The organism is Paraclostridium benzoelyticum (assembly GCF_001006285.1).
Lineage (GTDB): Bacteria > Bacillota > Clostridia > Peptostreptococcales > Peptostreptococcaceae > Paraclostridium > Paraclostridium benzoelyticum.
In genome coordinates, this window is sequence record NZ_LBBT01000072.1 from 1 (window position 1) to 1,970 (window position 1,970).

The 1,970-nt window shown below is 23.7% G+C and carries 3 protein-coding genes; 2 read left to right on the forward strand and 1 reads right to left on the reverse strand.

Annotation, left to right across the window (positions count from 1 at the left end):
- The first annotated feature begins 377 nt into the window (after positions 1–377).
- Positions 378–1,013: a hypothetical protein gene (locus VN21_RS03460; protein WP_046822060.1), complete on the forward strand. Its 636-nt coding sequence runs from the start codon at positions 378–380 to the stop codon at positions 1,011–1,013.
- Between the two features lie 48 nt (positions 1,014–1,061).
- Positions 1,062–1,553 carry a YcxB family protein gene (locus tag VN21_RS03465; protein WP_046822061.1) on the forward strand — a complete coding sequence of 164 codons (492 nt, stop codon included), beginning with the start codon at positions 1,062–1,064 and terminating at the stop codon, positions 1,551–1,553.
- 21 nt (positions 1,554–1,574) lie between these two features.
- Here the strand turns inward: VN21_RS03465 and VN21_RS03470 are convergent, their stop codons facing one another.
- The gene (locus VN21_RS03470; RefSeq protein WP_046822062.1) at positions 1,575–1,889 is read right to left on the reverse strand and encodes a hypothetical protein; all 315 of its coding nucleotides are present in this window, start codon (positions 1,887–1,889) and stop codon (positions 1,575–1,577) included.
- Positions 1,890–1,970: the final 81 nt, after the last annotated feature.

The window sequence follows — 1,970 nt, forward strand, 5'->3', positions numbered from 1 at the left end:
AATTTTTATTTTATTTTTTATTAACTTTAAAATCATAGAAATTCTTTATATGGGCTCTAGTATCTGATTCCAATTTTAAATAAGAATTTATTATCTTTTCTTAGATAAATCTATATCAAATAAAGAAAATGAAATTGATGCTACAACTTAGAGATCTACTAGTATGCGAGAATACTTTTTTCAATATTATGACTTTAAATAAATTACTGGATTCGTATTTGAATGAATGATACTATAGATTCAGAATCAAAAGGTAAAAATTACTAATTTAATAAAAGAAGAAAAAGTAAAATCATAGACATTTTATTATATGTCTTATAGTCCAAGATACAATTAGCTAAGTTTTTAATCATTTAGTATGGGGGGAGGTGTAAAACTTGGTTTTTAAAAAATATAAAGAGATATTAAGCATTTTCATGGCGTTATCAATAGTATTAGTAATATCTATTCGAGGAATTCAATTAAACCTTGGCCTTTCTAAAAGCATAGAAAATGATATACCATTTAAATCTAATTTATTTAATAGTAAATCAGAATCTCAGACAGATACACCTTCTATAGATAATAAAATAATTAACAGAAGATATAAGGTACTAAATAAAAATGTTTTAACATACAAACTAGCAAGGAAGAATGTAAAAGAAAACTATTTTTTTGAGTTTGAAAATGCATTTGCTCAAAAAGTTTATACTTTCTTAGATTTAAAGCCTATAAATAATGAAAAATATGGACAAATTTTATTAGGATATTCATACTATGATTTAGATAAATCATTTACTAAAGATGAAGCAATAAGTAAAGTTAAATCTATTTTACCTGATAATGCAAAAGAAGTTTATAACACTAAGTTTGAGAAGTATGAACTTATTAAATATAAAACAGATAAAGATACTTTTATAGCTTTTTTAGAATATAAAAAGACTGTATCTAAGAAAAGTCCTTTTCCAATGATTTTGTATGATTATGATGATAATAAGATACAATCTATCGAATACTTTAAAGCAATAAAATAAAGATACTGCGGGGAGGTGTTTATTATCGAGTTTAAATTTATTAACACAATGGATGAGTATGTAAATGGATATAAGCTTATGATTAGACTAAGAAAAAATCTTTTTTTTCTATTTCATATACTTCCAAAGTTAGTGTGTATTGTAGGCATTATACAAATTGTATATGGATTTAGAGTACTTTATCTAACTTCTTTATCTATAGAGACTTGTTTAAATACTTTAGTTTTGATTTTGATATTAATCCTATTATTTAGAAGTGAAAAACACTTATTAAAATCAATAAAAAAGAAAGTTAAAGCTAGATATGGTGAATTTAAAGAAGTAACTTGTACAGTAGATGATAATAGCTTTTTGTGCGAGCAAGGAAATAATAGAAATGAAATTTTATTTAGTCAAATTTACAAAGTTGTTGAAGATAATAATTCTATTTACATATTTGGAGAAGAGTATATAATACTTCTGGTAATACCAACTAGCTTATTTAAAGACAATAAAGAAAAAGATGAGTTTCTAATAAAAATGGAAGGATTAATGACTTAAAAAGTATTAATCCTTCCATTTTTATTGTTCATAATATTTTACCATGTAAATATAATCTCCGTTTGCTAATATAGATATAATTCCATTCTTTTTTTCATATCTGTATGTTTTTAAATCAGGCATATTATCTTGAATTTTTTCATTTTCTTGAACATCTTTTAAATTATAACCATACTCCTCTAATATTTTCTGAGCATTACTAAAACTGTCACTTTCTTCTATGCTAGGAGGTTCTTGATCCTCTAATGAGCTAAAGTCAAATTTAGATACTTTATACCCTAGCGTAAGTATAAATAAGAAAACTATAGCTAAAGTGGTTTTTGTAATGTTTTTCAATAATTGACACCCCTTTATGTAAAATCAAATGTTATATAATTACTTATATTATAGTGTATTTCACAATTTGTAGACATTTTA